This window comes from Mycobacterium sp. SMC-13, from assembly GCF_045311035.1.
Classification (GTDB): domain Bacteria; phylum Actinomycetota; class Actinomycetes; order Mycobacteriales; family Mycobacteriaceae; genus Mycobacterium.
This window is the reverse complement of the sequence record NZ_JBJIAI010000003.1, coordinates 17685-43498: the sequence shown is the minus strand read 5'-3', so window position 1 is coordinate 43498 and position 25814 is coordinate 17685. Positions and strand designations below refer to the sequence as shown.

Annotated in this window: 22 protein-coding genes; 8 read left to right on the top strand and 14 right to left on the bottom strand. The window is 67.7% G+C overall.

What is annotated here, in order from left to right:
* Positions 1 to 7: 7 nt before the first annotated feature.
* A complete protein-coding gene (locus tag ACJH6I_RS06350; protein WP_318986498.1) occupies positions 8 to 1732 on the top strand; it encodes a GMC family oxidoreductase in 1725 nt (574 codons plus the stop codon).
* Positions 1733 to 1793: 61 nt separating this feature from the next.
* Here ACJH6I_RS06350 and ACJH6I_RS06345 read toward each other — a convergent pair whose 3' ends face one another.
* The 3 genes from ACJH6I_RS06345 to ACJH6I_RS06335 form a co-directional block, all read right to left on the bottom strand.
* On the bottom strand, positions 1794 to 4154 hold the full coding sequence (locus ACJH6I_RS06345) for a glycoside hydrolase family 65 protein (RefSeq protein ID WP_318986499.1): 2361 nt from the start codon (positions 4152 to 4154) through the stop codon (positions 1794 to 1796).
* A 7-nt stretch (positions 4155 to 4161) separates the two neighbouring features.
* Complete coding sequence (locus tag ACJH6I_RS06340) at positions 4162 to 4893, bottom strand: beta-phosphoglucomutase family hydrolase (protein ID WP_318986500.1); 732 nt, start codon at positions 4891 to 4893, stop codon at positions 4162 to 4164.
* 70 nt (positions 4894 to 4963) lie between these two features.
* Positions 4964 to 5833 (bottom strand): TauD/TfdA family dioxygenase, encoded by an 870-nt coding sequence (locus ACJH6I_RS06335; protein WP_318986501.1) that lies wholly within the window; start codon positions 5831 to 5833, stop codon positions 4964 to 4966.
* A 66-nt stretch (positions 5834 to 5899) separates the two neighbouring features.
* Here ACJH6I_RS06335 and ACJH6I_RS06330 point away from each other — a divergent pair, with 66 nt between their 5' ends.
* A complete protein-coding gene (locus ACJH6I_RS06330; RefSeq protein WP_318986502.1) occupies positions 5900 to 6457 on the top strand; it encodes a helix-turn-helix domain-containing protein in 558 nt (185 codons plus the stop codon).
* A gap of 9 nt (positions 6458 to 6466) precedes the next feature.
* Positions 6467 to 8026 carry a glutamine-hydrolyzing GMP synthase gene (guaA, locus tag ACJH6I_RS06325; RefSeq protein ID WP_212806820.1) on the top strand — a complete coding sequence of 520 codons (1560 nt, stop codon included), beginning with the start codon at positions 6467 to 6469 and terminating at the stop codon, positions 8024 to 8026.
* 24 nt (positions 8027 to 8050) lie between these two features.
* On the opposite strand, the gene ACJH6I_RS06320 is transcribed toward guaA, so the two are convergent.
* Genes ACJH6I_RS06320 through ACJH6I_RS06310 form a run of 3 tightly spaced genes read right to left on the bottom strand, consistent with a single transcriptional unit; the run spans position 8051 to position 11909 of the window.
* Entirely contained in the window at positions 8051 to 9961 is a 1911-nt protein-coding gene (locus ACJH6I_RS06320) for a zinc ribbon domain-containing protein (RefSeq protein ID WP_406783858.1), read from the bottom strand.
* The gene (locus ACJH6I_RS06315) at positions 9958 to 11592 is read right to left on the bottom strand and encodes a S53 family peptidase (protein WP_318986504.1); all 1635 of its coding nucleotides are present in this window, start codon (positions 11590 to 11592) and stop codon (positions 9958 to 9960) included. Before ACJH6I_RS06315 ends, ACJH6I_RS06320 begins: the two co-directional genes overlap by 4 nt.
* A 59-nt stretch (positions 11593 to 11651) precedes the next feature.
* Positions 11652 to 11909: a hypothetical protein gene (locus ACJH6I_RS06310; RefSeq protein ID WP_212806817.1), complete on the bottom strand. Its 258-nt coding sequence runs from the start codon at positions 11907 to 11909 to the stop codon at positions 11652 to 11654.
* 210 nt (positions 11910 to 12119) lie between these two features.
* On the opposite strand from ACJH6I_RS06310, the gene ACJH6I_RS06305 reads away from it, so the two are divergent.
* From ACJH6I_RS06305 to ACJH6I_RS06290, 4 genes are all read left to right on the top strand, one after another.
* A complete protein-coding gene (locus ACJH6I_RS06305; protein ID WP_318986505.1) occupies positions 12120 to 12815 on the top strand; it encodes a hypothetical protein in 696 nt (231 codons plus the stop codon).
* A 1-nt stretch (position 12816) separates the two neighbouring features.
* On the top strand, positions 12817 to 14385 hold the full coding sequence (locus ACJH6I_RS06300; protein WP_318986506.1) for a DNA polymerase Y family protein: 1569 nt from the start codon (positions 12817 to 12819) through the stop codon (positions 14383 to 14385).
* A gap of 268 nt (positions 14386 to 14653) precedes the next feature.
* A complete protein-coding gene (locus tag ACJH6I_RS06295) occupies positions 14654 to 15085 on the top strand; it encodes a MarR family transcriptional regulator (protein WP_318986507.1) in 432 nt (143 codons plus the stop codon).
* 51 nt (positions 15086 to 15136) lie between these two features.
* Positions 15137 to 15559 carry an organic hydroperoxide resistance protein gene (locus tag ACJH6I_RS06290; protein ID WP_318986508.1) on the top strand — a complete coding sequence of 141 codons (423 nt, stop codon included), beginning with the start codon at positions 15137 to 15139 and terminating at the stop codon, positions 15557 to 15559.
* A gap of 111 nt (positions 15560 to 15670) precedes the next feature.
* On the opposite strand, the gene ACJH6I_RS06285 is transcribed toward ACJH6I_RS06290, so the two are convergent.
* From ACJH6I_RS06285 to glnT, 8 genes are all read right to left on the bottom strand, one after another.
* Entirely contained in the window at positions 15671 to 16756 is a 1086-nt protein-coding gene (locus ACJH6I_RS06285) for a nucleoside hydrolase (RefSeq protein WP_318986509.1), read from the bottom strand.
* Positions 16757 to 16819: 63 nt separating this feature from the next.
* Complete coding sequence (locus ACJH6I_RS06280) at positions 16820 to 17467, bottom strand: XRE family transcriptional regulator (protein ID WP_212806813.1); 648 nt, start codon at positions 17465 to 17467, stop codon at positions 16820 to 16822.
* Complete coding sequence (locus ACJH6I_RS06275; protein WP_212806812.1) at positions 17421 to 18737, bottom strand: allantoate amidohydrolase; 1317 nt, start codon at positions 18735 to 18737, stop codon at positions 17421 to 17423. Before ACJH6I_RS06275 ends, ACJH6I_RS06280 begins: the two co-directional genes overlap by 47 nt.
* Positions 18738 to 18776: 39 nt before the next feature.
* A complete protein-coding gene (locus ACJH6I_RS06270) occupies positions 18777 to 19955 on the bottom strand; it encodes an NAD(P)/FAD-dependent oxidoreductase (RefSeq protein ID WP_406783857.1) in 1179 nt (392 codons plus the stop codon).
* Entirely contained in the window at positions 19955 to 21310 is a 1356-nt protein-coding gene (locus ACJH6I_RS06265; protein WP_346414567.1) for an FMN-binding glutamate synthase family protein, read from the bottom strand. The genes ACJH6I_RS06270 and ACJH6I_RS06265 overlap by 1 nt, the downstream gene beginning before the upstream one ends.
* Positions 21311 to 21323: 13 nt before the next feature.
* Positions 21324 to 22004, bottom strand: coding sequence for a protein glxC (locus tag ACJH6I_RS06260; protein WP_406783856.1), 681 nt, complete (start codon positions 22002 to 22004; stop codon positions 21324 to 21326).
* Positions 22001 to 22912, bottom strand: a complete 912-nt coding sequence (locus ACJH6I_RS06255; RefSeq protein WP_406783855.1) for a glutamine amidotransferase — start codon at positions 22910 to 22912, stop codon at positions 22001 to 22003. The genes ACJH6I_RS06260 and ACJH6I_RS06255 overlap by 4 nt, the downstream gene beginning before the upstream one ends.
* Before the next feature lie 65 nt (positions 22913 to 22977).
* A complete protein-coding gene (glnT, locus tag ACJH6I_RS06250) occupies positions 22978 to 24315 on the bottom strand; it encodes a type III glutamate--ammonia ligase (protein WP_406783854.1) in 1338 nt (445 codons plus the stop codon).
* A 204-nt stretch (positions 24316 to 24519) separates the two neighbouring features.
* Here glnT and ACJH6I_RS06245 point away from each other — a divergent pair, with 204 nt between their 5' ends.
* Positions 24520 to 25764, top strand: coding sequence for an ammonium transporter (locus tag ACJH6I_RS06245; RefSeq protein ID WP_029105459.1), 1245 nt, complete (start codon positions 24520 to 24522; stop codon positions 25762 to 25764).
* The last annotated feature ends 50 nt before the right edge of the window (positions 25765 to 25814 follow it).

The window sequence follows — 25814 nt, the reverse complement described above, 5'->3', positions numbered from 1 at the left end:
TTCTGCCATGGAGCCTGACTACGACGTCTTGATCATCGGCTCGGGTTTCGGAGGCAGCGTCAGCGCCCTCCGGCTCACCGAGAAGGGTTACCGCGTTGGAGTGTTGGAAGCCGGCCCCCGGTATTCCGACGCCGACTTCGCAAAGACCTCGTGGGACCTGCGAAAGTTCTTGTGGGCCCCCAAGTTCGGCATGTACGGCATCCAGCGGATCCACCTGCTGCGCAACGTGATGATCCTGGCGGGCGCAGGTGTCGGCGGCGGTTCGCTGAACTACGCCAACACGCTCTACATCCCGCCGGACCCGTTCTTCAACGACCCGCAGTGGAAGAACATCACCGACTGGCGCGCCGAACTGATGCCGCACTACGAGCAGGCGCAGCGCATGCTCGGTGTCGTCAAGAACCCGACGTTCACCGACGCGGACAAGATCATCAAAGAGGTCGCCGAGGACATGGGCTGCGCCGACACCTTCGTCGCGACGCCCGTCGGTGTGTTCTTCGGACCGGACGGTGAGAAGACCCCGGGCAAGACGGTGCCCGACCCGTACTTCGGCGGGGCCGGCCCGGCCCGCACCGGCTGCATCGAGTGCGGCGAGTGCATGACGGGCTGCCGGCACGGCGCCAAGAACACTCTGGTGAAGAACTACCTCGGCCTGGCGGAAAAGGCCGGCGCACAAGTACATCCGCTCACCACGGTCACCAGCTTCGAGCAGCGCGGCGACGGCCTGTGGGAGGTGTCGACCCGACGCACCAACGGCAAGGTGCGGCGCGGCAAGCGGACCTTCACCGCCAAGTACCTCATCGTGGCGGCCGGCACGTACAACACCCAGAAGCTGCTGTTCAAGGTGCGCGACACCGGCAAGCTGACCAAGCTGTCGGACAAGCTCGGCGTGCTGACCCGGACCAACTCCGAGTCGATCGTCGGCGCGCAGACCCGCGAAGTGCCCACCGACATGGATCTGACGCACGGCGTGGCGATCACGTCGTCGATCCACCCGACACCGGACACCCACATCGAACCGGTGCGGTACGGCAAGGGCTCCAACGCCATGGGCATGCTGCAGACGCTCATGACGGACGGCGCCGGCCCGCAGGGCACCGACGTGCCGCGGTGGAAGCAGTTCCTGGACCAGGCCGGCGAGGACCCGCGTGAGCTGATCCGGCTGCTCAACCCCAAGCGGTGGAGCGAGCGCACCGTGATCGCGCTGGTGATGCAGCACCTCGACAACTCGATCACCACGTTCACCAAGCGCGGACCCGGTGGCATCCGCATCATGTCGTCCAAGCAGGGCCACGGCGAGCCCAACCCGACCTGGATCCCGGTCGGCAACGAGGCGACGCGGCGGATGGCCGAGAAGGTCGGCGGCATCGCCGGCGGCACCTGGGGCGAGCTGTTCAACATCCCGCTGACCGCGCACTTCCTGGGCGGCGCGGCGATCGGCGACAGTGCCCAGACGGGCGTCATCGACCCCTACCACCGCGTCTACAACTACCCGACACTGTTCGTCACCGACGGTGCCGCGATTTCCGCGAATCTCGGTGTGAACCCGTCACTTTCGATCGCGGCGCAGGCCGAGCGCGCGGCGTCGCTGTGGCCGAACAAGGGTCAGGACGACGCGCGGCCGGCACAGGGAGAGCCCTACCGGCGCATCGAACCGATCGCACCGGACCGTCCCGTCGTCCCGGCCGATGCCCCCGGCGCCCTGCGCCGACTGCCGATCACCCCGGTCTAGTAGGGATTTGTGCACGATTTTCCGCGCTGACCGCGGAAAATCGTGCACAAATCCCCCGGGGTCAGACGGTGTGCAGCCGCCGGTGCGTGGGCGCCCGGCCCGGCGGTTGCGGCGGCGGGGGCAGTAGCGACTGCCGCCGCTTGACGTCGACGACGGTCGGCTCGCGCGTACTCAGCGTGAGGTCGGATCCGGCATGGCGGATTTCCAGGGTGGAGTCGGGTCCATCGCGCAGGGTGTACGTCACCTCGTTGTGCGTCGCGTCGACGGTGATCCGAAACTCCCTCCACCGCAACCGAAATCGGAGCCGGGACAGACTGTCCGGCAGCTGCGGGTCGAGCGCGAGGATGCCTTCGTCGTCACGCAGGCCACCGAAACCGGCGACCAGCGCGATCCAGGCACCGGCCAGGGATGCCATGTGCAGCCCGTCGCGAGTGTTGTGGTGCAGATCGCGGAGGTCGATCAAGGCCGCCTCATAGGCATAGTCGTGCGCCAATTCCAGGTGGCCGACCTCGGCGCACATCACCGCCTGCGTGCACGCGGACAGCGAGGAATCCCGGACCGTGCGCCGCTCGTAATAGTCGACGTTGTGCGCCTTCTGCTGAGCGGTGAAGGCGTGCCCTTGCCACTGCATGGCCAGCACCAGGTCGGCCTGCTTGATCACCTGCGCCGGATACAGCCGCACGTACGGGTAGTGCAGGAACAGGGGATAAGCGCTGTCGGGCGTGAACTTCCATTCCGCGAAGGTGGTGAAGCCCTCGCACTGCGGATGCACGGCGAGTTCGTCGTCGTACGGGATGTGTGCGGCGGCCGCGGCGTCGCGCCAGGCGGCGGTCTCCTCGTTGGTCACGCCCATCGCATAGGCATTGTCGGGGTGCCGCGTGCATGCGTCGGCGGCGACGCGCAGATTGTGCGCCGCCATCAGATTGGTGAAGACGTTGTCGCGCACCATCGCGGTGTACTCGTCGGGGCCGGTGACGCCGTCGAGATGCCAGACGCCATGTCGGTCGTGGTGTCCCAACGACATCCACAACCGTGCCGTCTCCACCAGCACGTTCAGGCCGCAGTCGACTTCCAGGGATTGGTCACCGGTGGCGTTGCGGTAGCGCTCGAACGCCATCGCGATGTCGGCGTTGACGTGCCACGCCGCGGTGCCCGCCGGCCAGTACGCCGAGCACTCGGGTCCGGATATGGTGCGCCACGGGAAGCTCGCGCCGCGTAAACCCAGTTCCGCCGCACGGCTTTTCGCCAATCCCAGGATCGAAGCACGCCAGCGCAGGGCGTCGGCGACGGTATGCGGTTTCGTGTAGGTGAGCACCGGCAACACGAAACCTTCGGTGTCCCAGAAAGAGTGACCGTCATAGCCGGTTCCGGTCAGCCCCTTCCCGGCGATACCGCGGCATTCCGCGCGCGCACTGGCCTGCAATACGTGGAACAACCCGAACCGCACGGCCTGCTGACAGTCGGGGTCACCGTCGACTTCGACGTCGGCGCTGTCCCAGAAATCGTCGAGATAGGCGCGCTGCAGATCCAGCAGACCCTCCCACCCGCTGTAGTGCGCGCCGGCCAGCGCACCGGCGACCTGATCGCGCAGCGCGGGCCGTGACCGCAGGCTCGACCAGCCGTACGCCAGATACTTCACGATGCGCAGTTGCTGACCCGGTCGCAGACCGCAGATCACGGTGGTACGCGCCAGATCTGGGCGGGCGTCGGTGCTCACCTCGACACGGCCCGGGACTTCGATCTCGTGGTCCATCGCGGCGGCCATCATCAGGCCACTGCGCTTGGTCTGGTGGATCAGCAGGCCGCTGTGTTGGTTGTGTTCGTGGTGTATCGCCTGCAGGGGATTGGCAAGGGCCGCCGCGACGCGGGGATCCGACGAGGTCTGCGGCTGGTCCTCATTGGCAACCAACTCCGATTGCACTGTGACGCGGGCGAATTCGTCGATGGCCTCGACGATGTATTCGATGGCCGCGACGCTGCGCTGGGCCAGCGAAACCAGCCGAACCGACTTGACGCACACCTGCTTTCCGGCCGGTGACCGCCAGTGCACGGTGCGCGAGAGGGTGCCGGCACGCAGATCCAGAATTCGCTCGTGGTCGAGGAGTTCGCCGTACCGGACGTCGAAGGGCTCGTCGTCGACCAGCAGGCGGATGATCTTGCCGTTGGTGACGTCGACGATGGTCTCGCCGCCCTGGGGATAGCCGAATCCGCTTTCTGCGTACGGCAGCGGCCGGGTTTCGTAGAACGAGTTGAGATAGGTGCCGGGCAGCCCGTGCGGTTCCCCTTCGTCGAGATTTCCGCGAAAGCCGATGTGTCCGTTGGACAATGCGAACACCGACTCCGACTGCGCCAACAGCTCGAGGTCCAGTTGGGTCTCGCGGACCTGCCATGGCTCGACGGGAAATGAATCCTGAGTGATCATCGTCGGCCTACAGCAGCTCGGCCAGGTCGCGGACCACGACGTCTGCGCCGCTGTCGCGTAGTTGCGTGGCTTGATCGGCTCTGTCCACCCCGACGACGTACCCGAATCTGCCGTTTCGGCCCGCTGCGACACCGGCCAGGGCGTCTTCGAAGACGGCGGCCGCCGCCGGTTCGACGCCCAACAGTTGTGCGGCCCGCAGGAACGAATCCGGTGCCGGTTTGCCCGCGATGTGCTCGTCTCGCAGGGTCACACCGTCGACCCGCTGTTGGACGAACCGCGACAGTCGGGTCGCGTCGAGCACTTGACGGGTGTTGGCGCTCGACGACACGACCGCGATGCCGAGTCCGGCAGCGGCGACCGCCTCCAGATATTTCCGCGATCCGCTGAACGCCTCGATGCCGTCGTCGTGCAGCACCTGCTGGAACATCTCGTTCTTGCGGTTCCCGAGTCCGGCGACGGTCTCGGCGCCGGGCGGGTCGTCAGGGTCGCCCTCGGGAAGGTCGACGCCGCGGCTGCGCAAAAATGAGCGGACGCCGTCCTGGCGCGGCTTGCCGTCGACGTACTGCAGGTAGTCGTGACTGTCGAACGGGACGAACGGTTCGCCGTCGCGTTCGGCGCGGTGCCGCAGATAGTCGTCGAACATCGCCTTCCAGGCCTTCTTGTGCACGCTCGCGGTGTCGGTCAGGACGCCGTCGAGGTCGAACAGGCAGGCGTGCACGGCGTCGGGGAGACCCAGCATGGTTGCTCTTTCGGTCGGGAGCGGTTCTGCTGTGTCCTTTCCCGCTTTTCGGCCCGGTTATTCGTCGTCGCTATGCCGCGCTGATCACGCGGCTGGGCGTTCCGTGGATGTCGACGGGGACGTCGCCGGTCAGGGTGACGCGGTGCATCAGCCGGTGCTGGCCGTCGTAGTCGTCGACGGCGCGGTGCTGGGTGGCCCGGTTGTCCCACATCGCGACGTCGCCGGGCTGCCAGTTCCAGCGAACGGTGTTCTCTGTCATGGTGATTCGTCGCTGCAGCAGTTCCAGCAGGGCGGCCGACTCGTAGCTGTCCAGGCCGACGAAGCCGCGGACGAACTGGCCGGCCACCAGTGCGCGTTCCCCGGTCTCGGGGTGGACCCGCACCACCGGGTGCTCGGTGCGGAAATCGGGCTTCTGGAATTCGGCCTGGTAGCCCTTCTGCTCGTCGGTGAGGTGGGTCGTGTCCACGGTGACGTCCTTGAGGTAGTCGAACCGGTTGGAGTGCACGGCTCGCAGGTTCTCCGCCAGCGCTTTGAGCGGGGCGGGCAGCGCCTCGTAGGCCGCGACGGTGGAGGCCCACAGGGTGGAACCGCCGTAGGTCGGCAGGGTGACGGCGCGGAGTACTGATGCCGAGGGGTAGTCGGGCATGAACGTCACGTCGGTGTGCCAGCGGTTGGCCTTGCCGTACTCCGAGTCGATCGGGGTGATCTTCGGTGCGTCGGCGCGCTTCATCGAGTGATGGCCGACCAAGTCACCCATCAGTTCCCCGAAGGCCTGCTGTTGTGCGTCGTCGAGGTGGTCCTGACCGCGGAAGAAGATGACCTTGTGCTCCAGCAGCGCGGCGCGAATCTCGGTGATGGTGTCGGGGGAGAGGTCACCGCCCAGTCGCACGCCGTCGATGACGGCACCGATCTTGCTGGTCAGTTTCGTGGCGTTGAGCATGACGTTCCTTTCGGCCGAGGCGACTGTAGTCAATTGACTACAGCACGTAGGCGCTAGTGTAGCCACATGACTACAGGCGTGCCAGTGGGCCGGGACGAGGTCGTCGCAGCTGTCCTCGAGGCCGCATCGGAGCTGTTCGCCGCACGCGGTCCCGCCGCCACGTCGATCCGGGACATCGCCGCGAAGTCGAACGTCAACCACGGTCTGGTGTTCCGGCACCTCGGCTCCAAGGACCAGCTGGTCGGAGCGGTGCTGGACCATCTGGGGCAACGGCTCAAGGGCCTGATCGACACCGATGCGCCGGCCGACGTGATCGACGCGGCAGTCGACCGACAGCTCCGGGTGATCGCCCGGGCCGCGCTCGACGGCTACCCGGTCGGGGAGTTGCAGACCACATTTCCCAACATGGCGCGCCTGCTCGACAGATTCCTGCCTCGGTACGCCGACGAGAATCAGGCCCGGCTCGCGGTGGGCAACATCATCGCGCTGCAACTCGGCTGGCGACTGCTGGGGCCATTCCTGCGGCCCGCGCTGGGGCTCGGCGAGATGACCGATGACGACGTCCGCGCCGCCGTGGGCGCCGCAGCCGAGCGGTTGGCAGAGCCGCCGGCTGCCCACCACTAGACTGGGCGGGTGCAAACACCAGCTTCACAGCCCGTTCTGGTCATCGACTTCGGTGCGCAGTACGCGCAGCTGATCGCCCGCCGGGTCCGCGAGGCTCGGGTGTTCTCCGAGGTGCTGCCGCATACCGCGACGGTCGAGGACATCAAGGCCAAGAACCCGCAGGCCATCGTGCTGTCCGGGGGGCCGTCCAGCGTCTACGAAGACGGCGCGCCGCAACTCGACGCGGCGATCTTCGACCTGGGCGTCCCGGTGTTCGGCATCTGCTACGGGTTCCAGGCCATGGCGCAGGCGCTCGGCGGCACCGTGGCGCACACCGGCACCAGTGAATACGGCCGGACCGAGCTGAAAGTCTCCGGCGGAGAACTGCATTCAGGCCTGCCCGGCACGCAGCCGGTGTGGATGAGCCACGGCGACGCGGTCACCGCGGCGCCCGCCGGATTCGACGTCGTGGCCAGCAGCCCCGGTGCCCCGGTCGCCGCCTTCGAGGACCGGGCCCGCAAGCTGGCCGGTGTCCAGTACCACCCCGAGGTGATGCACTCGCCGCACGGCCAGCAGGTGCTGAGCCGGTTCCTGCACGACTTCGCCGGCATCGGCGCGACCTGGACCGCGGCCAACATCGCCGACCAGCTGGTCGAGCAGGTGCGCGAGCAGATCGGCGACGGTCAGGCCATCTGCGGCCTGTCGGGCGGCGTCGACTCCGCGGTCGCGGCCGCGCTGGTGCAGCGCGCCATCGGCGACCGACTGACCTGTGTGTTCGTCGACCACGGCCTGCTGCGCGCGGGGGAGCGTGAGCAGGTCGAACGCGACTTCGTCGCCGCGACCGGTGCCAAGCTCGTCACCGTCGACGAAGCCGACCGCTTCCTCGACGCCCTGTCGGGTGTGACCAACCCCGAAGGCAAGCGCAAGATCATCGGCCGCGAGTTCATCCGGGCCTTCGAGGGCGCGGTGCGCGACACCCTGGGATCGAGCGAGTCCGAGATCGAATTCCTGGTTCAGGGCACGCTCTACCCGGACGTCGTCGAATCGGGCGGTGGCACCGGTACGGCCAACATCAAGAGCCACCACAACGTGGGCGGTCTGCCCGAGGATCTGAAGTTCAAACTCGTCGAGCCGCTGCGGCTGCTGTTCAAGGACGAGGTGCGTGCCGTCGGCCGCGAGCTCGGCCTGCCCGAGGAAATCGTTGGGCGCCAGCCGTTCCCGGGACCGGGTCTGGGTATCCGGATCGTGGGCGAGGTGACGGGCTCCCGGCTGGACACGTTGCGCCGCGCCGACTCGATCGCCCGCGAGGAGCTCACCGCGGCCGGTCAGGACCAGAGCATCTGGCAGTGCCCCGTGGTGCTGCTCGCCGATGTGCGCTCGGTGGGTGTGCAGGGCGACGGGCGGACCTACGGACATCCGATCGTGCTGCGTCCGGTGTCCAGTGAGGACGCCATGACCGCCGACTGGACCCGCGTGCCTTACGAAGTGCTGGAACGCATTTCGACGCGCATCACCAACGAGGTGCCCGAGGTGAACCGCGTGGTGCTGGACATCACCAGCAAGCCGCCGGGCACCATCGAGTGGGAGTGATCTCCCTCCGCTGACGGGTGAGGCTCAGCGCGCCGGGTCGCCCCGCCACGCGAAGCTGTTGACGTACTGGCCCATGTCCAGGGCGAGTTGCAGGCCGACCGCGGACGGTTTCCCGGAGCCGAAGTCGGGCCCGAAACGGTGGTACGGACCCGAGGCCGCGGCGATCAGTGCCAGGTCGTTCTTGACGGCGACGAGCACCAACAGCCGCATCCGGGAGTACTGGCGGCTCGCGCCCTGCGGATACCAGTCGGCGACGACGCCGTAGCCCGTCTGGTAGCCGACCATGGCGTTCGGAATTTCGTACGCGGTCTTGGCATCCGGATAGGTCGACTTGACCAGTTCGGCCGCAATGTCTTTCGGCTGGCGTCCGGTCGCGGGCCGGCTGAACAGCTGCAGCATCCCGCCGTCGCCGGCGAGCAGTTTGGCCAGCACGCCGTGGTCGTCCTTGGTCACCTCGTACGCCGATCCGGTCGCCGGGTAGGCGACGCTGAACGAGCCGTCGGGTGCGGTGAACCGGGGGTTGATGGTCACCGGCTGACCCATGGGCGGATGGCCGCATTCCGGCGGGCACACGTACCGCACGGCCGGCTTCTCCAGAAGTCCGGACACCCCGACCAGGAGCGCGGCCGGCACCACCGCGGCGAGGACGAAGATCAGTGTCACCTGAACGCGTTTCGTGGTCCGGGTCGGCGTCGTCGCGTAGGCAGGCGCGTGCAGCGAGTAGCCGGGGAGGAGCCCCACCGTCAAGCTGTCGGCGGGTGCCGGGCGGTCGGTGCGCTGGCTGTGCCGTGCGGCCCGTGACGACGCCCGGGTGGCGGCGCCGCAGGCCGCGCAGAACGGGGCGTCGGGCACGACGTGGCCGCACTGGGTACACAGCAGCGGCTCGTCCATGTTGTAGTCGTCGTGGGCCTCGTGCAGCAGCGCCAGGTGCAGTCCGACGCGCAATGCCAGCAGTGCGACGAGGGTGAGCGCGAAATACATTGCCAGCTGGACGAACTGGGGCAGCTGGACCGCGTCGATCAGGCCGAGCAGGGCGTAGACCACGGCGACGATCACCGCGATCAGGGTCAGCGTCAGCCGGACGTAGCCTCGATGTTGGTGCGCCTTGTTCGGTGGCCGGGTGAACCACAGCGCCGCACCGATCAGGCCGCCGACGGTGGCCGCGATGATGGGAGTGGCCAGGCCGCGGATACCGGCCTCGACCAACAGGCCTTGCAGCGGGCGGTCGCGGTTGACCATGCCGGTGCCGAACTGCGGGGCCAGCCGGGTCAGGGTTGCCGCCGCGGTGAAATAGATGGCGGCGTGGGCGCCGATGGCGTAGCCGTGCAAGGCTTCTCGATGGCCGGGCCGGACCAGACGGATCACCAGTGTGGGCACCTGCATCAGCAGGAGGCCACCGAGCGTGGCGCCGAGGCCGGTGCGCAGCATGCGGGCCGCCGCGATGCCCGCACCGAGCGGGATGCCGTAAGACCGGGCGGCCACCGCTCCGGTGAGCAGCGCCCACCCGACGCCCAGCGCGACGGCGAGACCGGCGGTCAGCCAGAGGTTGCCCCGCGGTGCGTCCTGGTTGAATTCCGATTCCCGGAGATAGATTCCGAAGATCACGGGCAGCCCGAGGACGGCGACGGCGACGAGCGCGCCGGGCAGGCGGAGCATCGCGGTGGCGACCAGGGCCAGCACCAGGGCGACGAGCCCGAGCATGAACGACGTGCGCGACCGCGGGGACAGGTGCGGGAACAGCGAGCTGGTGATCGACAGGCGAAGCAGATGCTGGCCGGGTGCGGCGCTGAACGACCGCGCCCGCAACCAATGCGGTCCGTCGTGACGGTGTTCGCTCAGCGGCGCGCCGCACAGCCCGCAGTACTCGCCGGCCGGGACGTCCAGCTGGCAGACCTCGCACTCCATCATCGGCCGGTCTTCGAGCTGGGTGGTCATTGCGTCACCTTCTGCAGCAACAACAGGTTTTCCGCCAGGTTCTCCACGTTCGGGGTGCCGAGCCCGCTGACCAGGTCGTAGCCCGGGCCCGCCGTGTCAACGGCGTTGCCGCCCAAGGTGATATCGCGGAATGCCGGTCGTGGGGCGCCGGTGGCGATCCGATACAGCAGCGGGTTGAGCGCACCGATCGGCCGTCCGCCGTTGGCGGTGAGGTATTGCGTCATGACGGCCGTCAGCCCGGCCCAGATCGGCGCGGACTGTGAGGTGCCGCCCCCGACGACCACCTCCTTGTCCACCACGATCCGCACGCCGGTGTAGGGATCGGCGACGGCCGAGATGTCCGGCGTCATGCGCTTTCCGGCGCTGCGTTTCGGGTCGACCTGGTTCGCCGCGGCCGCCTGCCAGCGTGGCTGGTCGAACAGTGCGGAGACCCCGCCGCCGGTGCCCTGGGAGAGCGGGACGTTGAACCAGGCCTGTTCGTCCACCCACCTGCCCTCGGCATCGGTGGACAAGGTGCTGCCGCCGACGTTGGTCATCTCGGGCAGCGACGCCACCGAATCCAGCCCGATGTCGGCCGGGCCGGGAGGGGAGTCCCAGTCGTCGCCGCCCTTGCATTCCAGTCCGGCCAGGTCGCCGCTGGCGTCAAATGCCGTGGTGCCGTGCGCTTCTGCGGCGGCCAACGCCGAGCGGACGGGAGCGAGGTCGGCCGCGGTGGTCAGTTTGTCGCAGCCCCAGCCGATCGACAGGCTCCAGATCGCGCCGGGGAAATCGCGATCGGTCCGCTCGAACATCTCGCCGATCTTCACGTACGCGCCGTCGCCGGTGACCGTGGGACGGGCGTTGACCACGACCAGCCGGGCGTCGGGGGCGATGGCATGGATCACCTCGAGGTCCATGGTGGTCTCGCCGCGCTCGTCGCCGGGCTGCCCGCCGATGAGGGTCGGGGTGAACTTGGGTAGGCCGAAGGTGGTCGAGAACTGGTCCAGGTCGGCTTGGTCGTAACCGTTGAAGGCGAAGACCACCACCGTGGTGCCCTTGCCGGTGTGGCCGGCTGCGCTCAACTTGTCGGCGTGGTAGGCGCTGAGCAGGTGGCTCGGGGTGAGGCCGCGTTCCGGGACACCCTGCGGCGGGTCCTGCGGTGCCGAATCGTGGTGCGGGGTGTAGCTGAGGATCCGGCCCAATTCGGCGACCGTGCCTTGTAGTTCGGTGGGGAGCTGGGGTTGCTGCGGCGCGGCGTAGAACTCCTGTCCACGCCGGCCGCGATAGTCGTGCACCTCGACGCCGAAGGCGGCGCCCATCCGGTCGGGGTCGCCTTCGACGACGGCCCAGTTGTCGCCGGGGCGCCAGCGCACCGAAAGGCGTTGCAGCTCAGCCCAATTGATCAGCGCGTCCGGTCGGTGGTTCGCATCGAGCGTGGCGGTGAGCTGGACGCGCTGCGGATGAGCGGGCCCGAGATCGGTCGAGGAGGCGAGCAGCGACGCGAAGGGACCGTCGATGGTGTCCGACGGCTGATCTGACGCCGTGGTCGGCCGGCCCGGGGTGGGCAGGTTGACGACCACCAGCGTCAGCGTGGCGGCAAGCGCCAGGGCAACCAGCCATCGCCGGGGTGGTGTCCGATTCGGCGATGGCATGTACCAACGGTAGCGCGAACCCGGATTCTGCTGGGCCGGTAGGCAACCCGGGTTGGTTGTCAGTTGCGGTGCGTGCCCGGTGTGGCGGTGGGCGCCGGGTTGGCGGTGACCGACGGGGTGAACAGGTTGCCGCCGTTCGGGCTGAGCGACTTCTCGGTCGGGGTGACCGCCGATGTGGTCGTGGTCGTGGTGGTGGTCGACGGCGCCTCGGGGGTCTTCTTCTCCTCGCCGCAGCCGGCGGTGAGGCCGATCATCGCGATGAGTGCGGTGCCTCCCGCTGCGGCGGCGACGCGGTGGACCAGACGATTCGAACGCATGATGCATGCCCTTCCACTAGCGCAGCGGTCCACCAAGCCCCGAGCGGGATTTCCGGACCTATTCCAGTTATGAGCGTACAGGTCAGAACGCCGAGATGACGGTGTTGTGGGTCACCGGCGGCTTGACCGTGTCGGTGGGTGGGTGTTTACTCACGGTATCGAACAAATATTCGAATATTGACAGTGTCTGATGGTGCGGGAGGTGTTGTTGTGGCGGCTGTGACCAGTCTGGCGAATAGCCGGATTGACCGCGCTGACCAGCTGGAACAGCTCCGGCGCAAGATCGCCGAGATGTCGGGACCGGCGGGTTTGCGCGGCCGGGACCGAGGGCGGCCCGAGCCGGCCCCGAAGGTTGCCGAAAGTTTGCTGGAACCGTCGGATCTGCAGTCTGAGCTGCTGCCTGACGTGTTGCCCCGCGGCACGGTCGCAGTGCTCTCGGGGGCCCGCTCGCTGCCGTTGCGAATGGTGGCCGCGGTGACGGCGGCCGGTGGGTATGCGGCCATCGTCGGTCAGCCCAAGGTCGGGCTGCTGGCCGCGGTGGAGATGGGGGCCGACCTGGAACGCATCGCGCTCATCCCGGACCCGGGGCCGGACCCGGTGGAGGTGGCCGCGGTGCTCATGGACGGGCTCGACCTGGTGCTGCTCGGGCTGGGTGGCAAGTCCGTTCCGGCCGGCCGGGCGCGGGTGGTGGCGTCCCGGGCCCGGCAGCGCGAGTGCACCCTGCTGGTCACCGACGGCGACTGGCCCGGGGCGACGGCCCGGCTGGAGGCCAGGGTCCGCGGGTACGAGGTGGTCGGAGCGGGCGACGGGGACCCGGTGCCGGGGTGCGGGCGGATCGGCCGGGTGCGGCTGGACACGCGGGCCCGCGGCCGCTCGATGCGCCCGCTGCGAGCGGTGGGTGGCTGAGATGTCCCGGGTGTTGGCCATCTGGTGCATGGACTGGCCCGCGGTGGCGGCGGCGGTGGCGGCCGGGCTGCCGGTGACCGAACCGGTGGCGGTCACTCTGGCGAACCGGGTGGCGGCCTGTTCGGCGTCGGCCCGGGCATCGGGCGTCCGAAGGGGGTTGCGGCGCAGGGAAGCTCAGGCGCGCTGTCCGCAATTGCACGTCGCCACTGCCGATCCGGCGCGGGACGCCCGTCACTTCGAGGGCGTGACGGCCGCGGTCGACGAGGTCGTGCCGCGCGCAGAGGTCCTGCGGCCGGGGCTGCTGGTATTGCCGGTGCGTGGCGCGGCCCGGTATTTCGGGTCGGAGCAGGCCGCGGCTGAACGATTGGTCGACGCGGTGGGTGCGGCCGGGGTCGAATGCCAGGTGGGCATCGCCGACCAGCTACCCACGGCGGTCTTCGCGGCCCGGGCGGGACGCATCCTCGCGCCGGGTGAGGATGCGCAGTTTCTCGCCGGACTGTCTATCCGGCAGCTGGCCACCGAACCGAGCCTGTCCGGTGAGGGCCGGGAAGAACTGGCGGACTTGTTGTGGCGCATGGGTATCCGAACCATTGGGCAGTTCGCCGCGCTGTCCCGGACCGACGTGGCGTCCCGGTTCGGTACCGATGCCGTGGTCGCGCACCGGTTTTCGCGGGGTGAACCGGCGCGCCGCCCGTCGGGACCGGAGACGCCGGCGGACCTCGACGCCGTGATGGACTGCGACCCGCCGATCGACCGGGTGGACGCGGCGGCATTCGCCGGACGCTCGCTGGCAAGCCAGTTGCACCGCAGCCTGGAGTCCGCCGGGGTGGGGTGCACCCGGCTGGCCATCGATGCGGTGACCGCCAACGGTGAGGAACTGCAACGGGTCTGGCGGTGTGCCGAGCCGCTGACGGAGGACGCCACCGCGGACCGGGTGCGGTGGCAGCTGGACGGTTGGCTGACCAGGCGGGGACTGGGCGGCGCCGGGCCCACCGGGCCCATCACGGTGTTGCGGCTGCATCCGGTCGAGGTCGTCTCAGCCGCGGCATTGCAGTTGCCGTTGTGGGGATCTTCCGGAGATGACGACCGGATGCGCGCCCGGCGGGCGCTGGTGCGGGTCCAGGGTCTGCTCGGGCCGGAGGCGGTGCAGGTGCCGGTGCTCAGTGGTGGGCGGGGGCCGGCCGAGCGCATCACGCTCACGCCGCTGGGTGATGAGGTGGTGCCGTTGAATGATCCGACCCAGCCGTGGCCTGGGCGCCTGCCGGAGCCGGCTCCGGTGGTCCTGCTGGATGACCCGGTGGAACTTGTTGACGTACGCGGTGATTCGGTTCGGGTGACGGACCGGGGCATGTTCTCCACCGATCCGGTGGGGCTGACGGGTTCGGGTTACCGCGGGGCGTTGCGCTGGTGGGCGGGGCCGTGGCCGGTCGACGAACGCTGGTGGGATCCGGAGCGGGGGAAGGGCCGCACGGCCCGGGTCCAGGTGCTGCTCGGAGATGAAGGGGAGAGCCGTGCGCTGCTCCTCTGCTATCGACAGCGGCGGTGGTATGTGGAGGGGGTTTATGAATAGGCCGGCGCCCGTAGTTCGAACCGTGGAGTTCCTGGGCGGGGCGGCACCCCAATGGTTGCCCCATCACTTCCTATGACGAATGTGCAGGTTTCGTTCGACATTTCGCACGTCTACCGTCCGAAACTGCACATTCGCCGTAGCGCCCCTCGGAGATGGGTGGACTGTGGCACCGCCGGAAGTACCCCAACCAGCGACATCTTCGAGGCCTGCCGGCAGCACGACAAAATTATGGTTGTGCACAACTGAATTGTGGGCTATAGTTCTTCACGTGGACGCACTCACCTTGGATCGCCAGCTCTGCTTCGCCTTGTACTCGGCGTCGCGGGCGATGACGGCGGCCTACCGGCCGATCCTGACCGAGCTGAACCTCACCTATCCGCAGTACCTCGTGCTGCTGGTGCTGTGGGAAGAGGATCGGGTCACGGTCGGGCGCCTGGGTGAGCGACTGCAGCTGGATTCGGGGACTCTCTCACCGCTACTGAAACGGTTGGAAGCCAATGGATTCATCCGTCGTGAACGGTCGTTGCAGGACGAGCGTCAGGTCGAGGTGACCCTCACCCCGGCCGGCCGCAAGCTCGAGGGAAAGGCCCAGTGCATCCCCGAGAAGCTGGGCGCCCAGACCGGCATCACCGAGCAGGAAGCCGCGGATCTGCGCGACGCGATTCACCGATTGACCGATGCGCTCACCGCATCGCATTGATTTACCGACGCAACCCGCGTCACCGGTACCAACCACCACAAGGAGATCGACATGAAGACGCTGTACACCGCCGAAGCCCTGGCCACCGGCGAAGGTCGCGACGGCCACGGCCGCACTTCCGACGGCAAGCTGGACCTGGATCTGGCCATCCCGAAGGAGATGGGTGGCAGCGGCAACGGCACCAACCCCGAGCAGCTGTTCGCCATCGGCTACGCCGCCTGCTATCACTCGGCGCTGCGCCTGGTCGCCCGCGAAGCCAAGGCTGATGTCACCGATTCGTCTGTGGGAACGCGGGTTTCGCTCGGCCAGCTGGACAACGGCGGATTCGGCCTGGCGGTCGAGCTGGAGATCACCCTGCCCAACCTGGAGCACGACGCTGCGCAGGAGTTGGCGGACAAGGCCCACCAGGTCTGCCCCTACTCCAACGCCACCCGCGGCAACATCGACGTCAAGATCACCGTCACCGACGACTGAGCTCCCGCCGCGAGCTGGGGGCACCTCCCGCTTGCGGGGGAACGTAAACCTGTCGAATTCCGTTCGGAAAAGACAGTTTTGCGCCTGCTCGCGGAGTCGTCGGAACACCCCTCACAACTTGGACGCGAAGGCCCCGACGCGCTCGATGAACCGATCGAAGAACGCCACCGGGTCGACCTCGATGCCGATGTGGGCATTGGGCTGGCGTCCCCAGTGTCCGCGCCAGTCGGCGACCGTCATGCCGCGCGTCAACGTGCCCAGCAGTTCCACGTCGACCGTCGCCTGCTGGTACCGGACGATGTCCGGGTCGAGCGCCACCGCTGCCGCGAGCGGGTCGTGCAGGTGTGCCAGGTAGCCCTCGCCCTGGTCGAAATGGAACTCGAAGTAGAACCGCATGGCGTCTTCCAGCACCCGGATCAGCGGGTTGGATGACGTCGACCGTGTCCCGCGATCGTTCAGCACACTCATCGGCGACGACGGTCCACCCGCTGCGGTAGCCAGCCGGCTCAACAGCGACGGTGTCATCGCGACGTTCTCGGTCAGGTTGAGCCCCAGCACTATTGGCAGATGCGTGGGGTCCTCCAGACCCCACGCCGCGCCCCACACCGAGAACACCTCGGCGGCGGCCTCCGGGTCGACGCTGATGTTCCATTCGGACACCGGCGTGGTGTTGCCCCGGTAGTCGAAGGCGCCGCCCATGATCACCAGGCGTCGCAGCAGCCGGGGGAGCGACGGCTCCTGCCGCAGCGCCAGCGCGAAGTTGGTCAGCGGGCCGGTGACGAGACCGATCAACTCGCCGGGGTACTCGCGTGCGGCCTGGATCCAGGCCTCGGCGGCGTCGTAGTCGGTGAGCACGCCGCCGATTTCGGACTCGGCGTCGGGCTCGGGCAGTTCCGCATAACCGAGTCCCTGCGGGCCGTGTGTGTCCTCGGCGGTGCGCAACGGCGCGACCAGCGGGACGCTCGAGCCCCTGGACACCGGGATGGGGCCGACGCCGCACAACTGCAGCAGCCCCAGATTGTTGACGCATACCTGGTCGACCGGGACGTTGCCCGCGGTGGACGCGATGCCCACCAGTTCGGCGTCGGCGCTGGCCAGCAGGTAGGCCAGTGCCATCGCGTCGTCTACGCCGGTGTCGACGTCGGCAAAAACCGGCTGCACCCTGGTCTGTCCGACGGGTAGTAGGCCCCCTGTCATGTCGCCAACCCTAAAGGGCCGCGGGGCAACGGGCAGTCCGATCGCGGGCTCTGGGCCTGTTACCTATATCGCGCCGTCGGGGAATGCGATGACCGACACAAAACGGATCGGCAGACGGATGAGCCGGGTGGGCCCGTGGACGCCCTCACCGTCGAACTGCAGTGAGTCGCCGGGCTCGAGTCGATACTCGGACCGGCCGTGGCCGTAGTCCATGACGCCGTCGAGCATGTAGATGAATTCGGTCCCGGGATGCTGGAACAGTGGATAGACCTCACTGTCCTCGTTGAGCGTCACCATCAGGCATTCCAGGCGTTTGTGCTCGCCGCGGAGCCCACCCAGTAGTTCGTATTCGTGGCCGGCCTGCGAGCCGCTGCGGACGATCGGGGTGCCCTTGCCGGCTTTGACGAACGACGCGGGCCGTTCGGTGTCGGCGCCGCGGAACAGGTAGGTCACCGGTACGTCGAAACCTTTGGACAGCAGCGCGAGGGTGCTCAGCGAGCAGGACGTCTGGGCATTCTCGACCTTGGACAGCATGGCCTTGGAGATGCCGATGCGGGCGGCCATCTCTCCGACCGACAGACCCGAATTGTGGCGCAGCTGACGAACATTGCGCGCGATGGCGACCTCGAGCTCGAGTTCTTCGACCTTGTCGTCGGGCCGTCGGTTACGGGTGGTGCCCGCATTGCGAAGTAGCGTTTCGTCGTTCTCCACTTGTCAACCGTAACGCATCAACGTCCACTGTCAGTAGACGACGCGCGTCGGGGTCGGTACGGGCCGACTGGGCCTCGATGAGGTGCTGCAGGCTGTCGGCCAGAGCGACCGAGCCGGCTTCGGCATCCGCGTTCTCGACCGCTTCGGACGGCGCGTGGGAGACGCCGGTGGGGTTGCGCACGAACAACATTGCGGTGGGCACGTGATCCTTCAAGACTCCGGCATCATGCCCCGCGCCGGTGCCCAGTATCGGCGCGTCATCGAGCGTAGCGCTCAGCCCGTCACGCAACGACGAATCGAAATCGACGGTGGCGCTGAATGATTCCTCGGTCATCGTGACACCACAGCCCTCGCCGGCGGCAGCGGCATTGGCGGCCTCCGCGATCTCGTGCACCAGGAACTTGGTCACCGCGTCCTCGGGGTGACGTACGTCCAGCCAGAGATCCACACGCGAGGCGATGACGTTGGTGCCGCCGGGCACCGGGACGATCCGGCCGACGGTGGCGCGTGCGCCGCTGATGGCCCGCGCCTGTGACTGGACGGCGGTGATCAGCCGGGCGGCGGCCACCATGGGATCGGCCCGGTCCGTCATGAGCGTGGTGCCGGCGTGGTTGCCCGCACCGGTGAAGGACAACCGCCACCGGCCGTGGCCGAGGATGGACGACGCGACAGCCACCGGCCTGCCCAGATCGATCAGCCCGCGGCCCTGTTCGACATGGAGTTCCACGAACGTCCCGATCCGCCGCACCATGTCTGGATCGGGCCCCAGATGAGCGGGATCGATTCCGGCACAACGACTTGCCTCGGCGAATGTGGTTCCGCTGCTGTCGGTCAGTGATCGGGCCCGGTCCGGGTCGATCGCTCCGGTCAGCAGCCGCGAGCCCAGGCACGCGACCCCGAAACGTGAGCCCTCCTCCTCGGGGAACACCGCGATGGCCCGCCGCCCGCCGACACCGCGGGCGGCCAGTAGATCGAAAGCGACCAACGCCGACGCCACCCCGAGCGGCCCGTCGTAGGCGCCGCCGCCGGGCACGGAATCCAGGTGACTGCCGGTGACGACGGCGTCGTCGCCGACTCCGCCCGACCAGGCCCAGATGATCCCGTTGCGGTCGGTCTCGATGTCCAGGCCGCGCTTTGCCGCGTGCGCGACGAACCACGACCGCAGGTCGAGCTCGGCGGTCGAATAGACGGGCCGGGTGTAGCCGCCGCGCTGGTTGTCGACGCCGGTGCCGGCGATCTCGGCAAGCAACGAGGTGACGGTGTCAGGCATGAAAGATCCTTCTTGGCAGAGAGATTCAGGGTGACGTGATCAGCGCATCTCGCCCGCACCGGCGTACGGGTGCAGGCTGTTGAGCGGCTTGCCTTCGGCGAACCGTTCCAGCCGGAAGTCCGTGGCTGGGATGTCGGGATCGGTGCTGTCGCCCTCGAACACCAGGTCCGCGACCAGCTCACCGACCGCCGGGCTGATCTTGAATCCATGGCCGGCGAAACCGGCCGCCAGGATCAACCCGTCGACCCCGCCGATCGGCGCGATCACCGGATTCCAGTCCGGCGGAACGTCATACACCCCGGCGTACGTGTGGGTCACCGCCGGTTCTGGGAAGCCGGGGAACCGGTGCATCACCTTCTCGCCGTAGGCCAGGACGGATGCCTCCGCCGCGACGTTCGAGTAGTTGTCCGGGTCGACGAACTTCTTCTGGAAGTCCGCGTGGTCGCTGTTGCCGACCAGAAATTGGCCGGCGCCTTCGACGCGGCAGTACTGCAGGCTGATCAGGTCGGAGATCACCGGCAGGTCCGGCAGTGGTGTGCCGGCGTCGACGATCAGCAGTTCCGATCGGTACGCCTCGATGGGAAAGTCGATTCCCATGGCAGCCAGCAACTTTGCCGACCACCAGCCGTTGGCCACGATCACCAGATCGGCGTCGATGAGGTCACCGTTCTCCAGCATGACCCCGGTGACCTTGTCGCCTGCTGTCACGACGCGGGCGACGGGCGTGTTCTGCCGGATCCTGGCGCCCGCCGCGCGGGCGGCCTGCCCGAAGTGCAGTGCCAGTTGCGTGGCGTCGGCGAATCCGCCGCGTGGTTCGTAGGAAGCCAGTGCCACATCGGAGGTTTCGAGCATCGGCCACAGTTTCTGCAGGGTGTCGGTGTCGATCAGCTCGACCTCGACGCCGAGCGATTGATGCATGGCCGTGTTGGCGCTCAGGTCGTCGACGTTCTCGTCACCGACGAGCACGGTGTAGCCGACCTGGCGGAAGCCGACGGCGTCTCCCAACTGTTCGATCACCGGCAGGCTGCGCCAGGCCATCGCGGCGATCGACGGCACACCGTAGTGGGCTCGGACGATGCCCGATGATTTTCCGGTTCCGCCGCTGGCCAGCTGATGCCGTTCCAGGACAAGGACATCCGTGAGTCCACGCTGAGTCAGGGAATGTGCGATGGACAGACCGATGAGGCCGCCACCGATGATCACGGCTTTCGACGCCATCAGAAACCACCTGCCGCGGAGTGGCCCGGGATCCACGACGTGCCGGCCAACGGCACCCGCGCCATGGCGGCGGCTTCGATGGACACGGCGACCATGTCCTCGGGCTCCAGGTGCGTGACGTGTGCCTTGCCGCAGGCGCGTGCGATGGTCTGTGCCTCCATCGTCAAGACGCGCAGGTAGTTGGCGACGCGGCGGCCGCCGTCGACGGGGTCCAGCGCCTGCTGCAACACCGGATCCTGCGTGGTGATACCTGCTGGGTCCTGGCCATCCTGGAAGTCGTCGAAAAACCCTGCTGCCGAGCCCAGTTGAGCGTACGCCGCCTCGTACTTCGGGTGGTTGTCGCCGAGCGCGATCAATGCGGCGGTGCCGATCGCGACGGCGTCGGCTCCCAGCGCCAGTGCTTTCGCGACGTCGGCGCCGGTGCGGATACCGCCGGACACGATCAATTGCACGCCGTCGGGCTTGCGGTGGACGCCGAGTTCCTGCAGGGCCTGCACCGCCTGCGGTACCGCGGCCAGGGTGGGGATGCCGACGTGTTCGATGAACACCTCTTGGGTGGCCGCGGTGCCGCCCTGCATGCCGTCGACCACGACGACGTCGGCGCCGGCGTGGACCGCGAGTTTGACGTCGTAGTACGTGCGCGATGCGCCGACCTTGACGTAGATCGGCTTCTCCCAGTCGGTGATCTCACGGAGCTCATTGATCTTGATGGTCAGGTCGTCGGGGCCGGTCCAGTCGGGGTGCCGTGACGCCGAGCGCTGGTCGATGCCCTGTGGCAGGTCGCGCATCCCGGCGACCCGTTCGGAGACCTTCTGGCCCAGCAGCATTCCGCCACCACCGGGCTTGGCGCCCTGGCCCAGTACCACCTCGATGGCGTCGGCGCGGCGCAGGTCGTCCGGGTTCATTCCGTACCGGTTCGGTAGGTATTGGTAGACAAGGTGTTTGGAGTGGCCACGTTCCTCGGGCGTCATGCCGCCGTCGCCCGTGGTGGTCGACGTGCCCACCTCCGAGGCGCCGCGTCCGAGCGCCTCCTTGGCCCGTCCGGACAGCGCCCCGAACGACATGCCGGCGATGGTGACCGGGATATCCAGGTGCAGTGGGTATTTGGCGTTCCGTGCGCCCAACACCACATCGGTGCCGCACTTCTCGCGATAGCCCTCCAGGGGGTAGCGCGACATCGACGCGCCGAGGAAGAGGAGGTCGTCGAAATGGGGGAGTGCGCGCTTGGCGCCCCAGCCGCGGATGTCGTAGATGCCCGTCTCCGCCGCCCGGTGGATGGCGGCGATGGTCGTCCGGTCGAAGGTGGCGGACTCGCGTAGACCGCGGTTGGCGCGGTCGTCTGCCGAGAAGGTCATGAGCTGGCCTCAATCAGTAGGAGTTGTGTGCTTGGAAGTGATAGAGGTTGCGGGCCGAGCCGTAGCGCCGGTACGTGGCCGGGTCGTCGTCGTAGCCCGCCGCCTTGAGCAGGCCCGCGAGCTCCTCGAGGTGTTCGGCCTCCATCGGTTTCTCGATGCAATCCGCACCAAGGGATTTCACTTCTCCTCGGACGTACAGCCGGGCCTCGTAGATCGAGTCGCCGAGGGCGTCGCCGGCATCACCGCGGATGACGATGCGGCCCTTCTGTGCCATGAAGGCGCTCATGTGGCCCACCGAGCCGCCGACGACGATGTCCAGCCCTTTCAGTGAGATGCCACACCGGGCGGCGGCGTTGCCGTCGATGACGAGCAGTCCGCCGCGCCCCGTGGCGCCCGCCGATTGCGATGCGTCGCCGGTGACATGGACGACACCGCTCATCATGTTCTCCGCCAGACCCTGCCCGGCGTTGCCGTTGACGGTGATCTCGGCCTTCTGGTTCATGCCGGCGGCGTAGTAGCCGACGTGGCCGTGCACCGTGATCTCGACCGGCGAGTTGACTCCGACGGCGACGTTGTGTGCGCCTTGGGGATTGGTGATGACGAACTGACCGTCGATGTCGTCGGCGTGCAGGGCCGCATTGACGTCACGCAGACTCACCGTCGACAGGTCGAAAGTCGTTGGCGCGTCGCTCATGCCGGCACCGCCTCTCGGCTCCATGCGTAGACCACTTCGGGCTCGGGCTCCCAGATGCGGGCGTCCGCGATCCCCGGCAGGTGCGCCAGGGCGCGGAACTCCGATGCCATGGCCACCCAGTCCGTGGTCTCGGCGATGACCGCGGGCTTGCACGCGATGGCGTCGCGCACGATGGCGAAGCTGTCGCTGTTGGAGACCAGCAGGGTGTAGAAGCCGTCGAATGTTGTCGTCAGATCGGTCAGGGCCTGCTCGACATCAGATCCCGCCGCCAGCTCGTGGGCCACGAAGCGGGCACCGACCTCGGTGTCGTTCTCGGAATCGAACTCGACGCCGGCGGCGCGCAGGTCGCGCCGGATACCGGCGTGGTTGGCGAACGAACCGTTGTGCACCAGACACTGATCCGGGCCCACCGCATACGGATGTGCGCCGCTGGGCGTCACCGCCGATTCGGTGGCCATCCGGGTATGGCCTACGCCCTGCCAGCCCTGTGCGCCGGCCAAGCCCCAATTCCCGACCAGTGAGGTGGGCGTGCCGACGCCCTTGAGGACGGCCACATCGGTGCCGAATCCGCCGACGAGGGCGTGCGGGTACACCGCTTTGGCCGCCCCGAGTAGTGCCTCGGGCGTCGTGGACGCCGACACCAGATAGGTCACATCGCGCGCCACGATGGTGATTTCGGCGCCCAGGTGGGCGGCGAGTGCGTCGGCAACCTGTTCGGGGGACTCGCCGACTTCGATCAGCGAGATGGTGCTCTGTCCCGGCGGTGACCACTCGGGGTCGCCATACACGGCGATGCCGGCGGAGTCGGCGCCGCGCGCCTCCATGGCGGTCAGCATGCCGGCCAACAGTTCACCCAGCCTGGGATAGAGCTCGGGGTTGCGCAGGTGCAACCCGACGATTCCGCACATGGTTGTACTGGTCCTTTCTCGTCGCGGCCCGATGTTGTTGGCCGACAGCGGTTTTGCTGCAGTGCTCAGAAAGCGGTGAGGTAGCGCTCGTGTTCCCAGGCGCCGACCGCGGAATGCCAGTCCCAGAACTCGGTCTTCTTCAGACGGGCGAAATAGGCGGCGACACTGGGGATATCGGTGTTGGGCGGGATGGCGGCATCCAGGGCGCCGGTCATCACCTCGTCGGTCTCCAGCCGTTCGATGGCGTGCAACAGCGTGGCGGGGAGGCGTTCCTGTTTCGGTCCCGTGCCCAGGGCGCCGGGATCGGCGGCCCGCTTGATGCCGTCCAGTCCGGCGGCGAGTGCGACGGCCGCTGCCAGGTACGGGTTGGCCGAACCGTCGGCGCCGCGCATTTCGATGCGACTGCTGTCCGGGACGCGCACGTAATGGGTGCGGTCGTTGCCGCCGTAGGTCGGGAAGCGCGGCGCCCAGGAGGCACCCGATGCCGTCGAGATGGCGCCGGTTCGCTTGTAGGAGTTGACCGTTGGCGCGATCACCGCCTGCATGGCGCACGCGTGATCGAGGATGCCGGCGATGAACGAGTACGCCGTCGCGGACATCGCGAGGCCGCGGTCGTCCTCGTGGGGCTCGGTCGGGAACACCGGGGCGCCGCCACTGGTGAGTGACATGTGCATGTGCAGGCCCGACCCGGTCTTGTTCGCGAACGGCTTCGGCATGAACGTGGCGATCATGCCCCGCTCGGCGGCCATCACGTTGAGCAGGTAACGCAGGGTGATGACGCGGTCACAGGTGGTCAGCGCCTCGGCGTAATTGAAGTTCTGTTCGAACTGGCCGGACCCGTCCTCGTGATCGTTGGCATAGTTGCCCCAGCCCAGACCGTTGATCGCGGTGCTGATCGACGACAGGTGGTCGTACATCCGGGTGACACTGCGGGCGTCGTAACACGGTTGGGCCGCGGTGTCCTGGTCGTCCGCAGGCACCAATGCGCCGTCGGCGTCCCGCTTGAGTAGGAAGTACTCGACCTCGGCGCCGATCCACGGTTCGAATCCGGCGTCGGCGGCCTGCTGGATCATGGCCTTGAGGATGTTGCGCGGCGCGAACGGCCACGGCGCACCGTTCACGTGCGGATCGCAATGGACAAGGGCCAGGCCCTCTTTGACGAAGGGGATCGGCGTGAACGACGCAGGATCGGGCATGGCGACCAGGTCGGGGTCTTTCGGTTCCTGGCCGATCGCGCCGACCGCGTAGCCGGCGAACCCGACTCCGTCGGTGGCGAGTTCGTCGACCGCTTCGACCGGCACCAGCTTCGCGCACGGCTTGCCGTTCAGGTCGACGAAGAGCGCGAGGATGAACTTGGTTCCCGCCTGGGCGGCCAATTCCGCAAGTGTGGTGGGCTTCGTCATGCCAACTCCCGACTACTGATAGGAATCATCGTTTCTCAATAGTAGACATGGGCGGCTTGGGGATTGCAACAGCAGCTACGTAACTTCGGCGTTACGAGGTCGTTCACAAGCTTGTTACGCGCACCATATCGTCTACGCAAAGAAAACGATGTCTACTGTCCCGAGACGGGCATAGCCTGTGCCCCGAACTTGCGAGGAGGCGAAATGGATACCGGAACAACAGCATTCATGCTCTGTTGCATCATTGGGCTCACCATCATGATCCCGGGGCTGGCCCTGTTCTACGGCGGCATGGTCAGTGTGAAGAGTTCGACCAACATGATGATGATGACGTACGGCGCCGTGGCGGTCGTCGGAGTGCTGTGGGTGCTGTTCGGCTTCTCCATGACGTTCGGCACTTCCTACGGCGGATTCGTCGGGAGCTTCACCGAGTTCGCGGGGATGAAGAACCTCCTGGACCCGATGACCACCATCAACGGCCTGCCGGTCAGCTTGTTCGCGCTGTTCCAGGCGCTCTTCGCGGCGCTGACCGTGGCGATCGTCTCGGGTGCCGCGGCGGACCGGATGAAGTTCGCGGCCTGGATGACGTTCGCGACGGCGTGGGCAATTTTGGTCTACTTCCCAGTCGCCCATTGGGTTTTCGCGGTCGACGGCGTCGTCACGAGTGACGCCAAGGGCGGCTGGATCGCCAATAAGCTGCACGCCATCGACTTCGCCGGTGGCACGGCGGTCCACATCAACGCGGGCGCGGCTGCGCTGGCGGTGGCGCTGGTGCTCGGCCGCTCGGCGACCTGGTCGTCACGTAAGCCGCACAACGTGCCGCTGATCCTGCTCGGCGCCGGTCTGCTGTGGGCCGGTTGGTACGCGTTCAACGGTGGCTCGGCGCTGTCCGCGGGCAAGCCGGCGGCGATCGTCATGGTCACGTCGTTCGTCGCGACGTGTGCGGCCACGCTGGGCTGGCTCCTGGTGGAGAAGTTCAAGGACGGCCACGTCACCGGCATCGGCGCCGCCTCGGGCGCCATCACCGGTCTGGTCGCCATCACTCCCGCGTGTGGTGCCGTCACCCCGGTCGGCGCCATCTTCGTCGGCTTCATCCCGGCGGTGATCTGCCCGTTCGCCATCGGGCTCAAGCACAAGTTCGGCTATGACGACTCGACCGACGTCGTCGGCGTCCACCTCGTCGGCGGCATCGTCGGCACCCTGCTGATCGGTTTCTTCGCCAGCTCGGGCATGCCCAACGGCGTCAACGGACTGCTGTACGGCGGCGGCGCAGACCTGCTGCTCAAGCAGGCCGTCGCCGCGGGGTCGGTCCTGGCCTACTCGTTCACGGTGGCCCTCGTCATCGCGCTTGTCATCAAGAAGATGATGGGGCTGCGCATCTCGGCGGAGGAGGAGGAAGAGGGCATCGACTCGACCCTGCACCGGGACCCGGCGTACGAATTGGTCTGACCTCGACACCGCGACACCTGGTCCGAGCCCCATTGCTGGGACCAGGTGTC